This window comes from Pseudomonas sp. EA_5y_Pfl2_R50 (genome assembly GCF_963970475.1).
Classification (GTDB): Bacteria; Pseudomonadota; Gammaproteobacteria; order Pseudomonadales; family Pseudomonadaceae; genus Aquipseudomonas.
In genome coordinates this window covers 1-445 of record NZ_CAXAPT010000186.1, presented here as the reverse complement: position 1 = coordinate 445, position 445 = coordinate 1, and the positions used below count along the sequence as shown (strand labels likewise).

Here is a 445-nt window from a genome sequence, read left to right as displayed (position 1 = left end):
AGGCTGGCGGCATCAAGGCCGGTGTCGCTTGCGGTCGTTGCCTTGGCCTTCATCTGGTTGACCAGATCCGAGATCTGCTCGGCACCGGCAGTTGCCACGTCAACAACGCTCTTGGCGCGGCTGAGCGAGGAACTGACGGCCTTCAGGCTACCCACGTCACCACGAAGGCCTTGGGCGATCGTGTACGAAGCCGAGTCGTCCTTGGTCGAGGAAACGGCCAGGCCGGTCGTGATGCGGGTTTGGGTCGTCGCGAGGGACTTGCCGGTCGCACTCAGGCTCTGGAGAGCCGTCATTGCGCCGACGTTGGTGTTTACCGAAAAGCTCATTGTAATTTCCTTCTAGGATTGAGAGCCGCATTCTGCGGCCTGGGGCCAGACGCCACCCCGGCGATGTTCGGCGAGAAATGCCGCTCACCTCTCCATTTTGGGAAAGTTATTGGATTACC

Annotated in this window: 1 protein-coding gene; it reads right to left on the bottom strand. The window is 60.4% G+C overall.

The features are described 5' to 3' along the window. The coding region (locus AACY19_RS27365) for a flagellin (RefSeq protein WP_445262337.1) at positions 1 to 326 on the bottom strand (326 nt) is incomplete at its 3' end. Positions 327 to 445 lie beyond the last annotated feature (119 nt).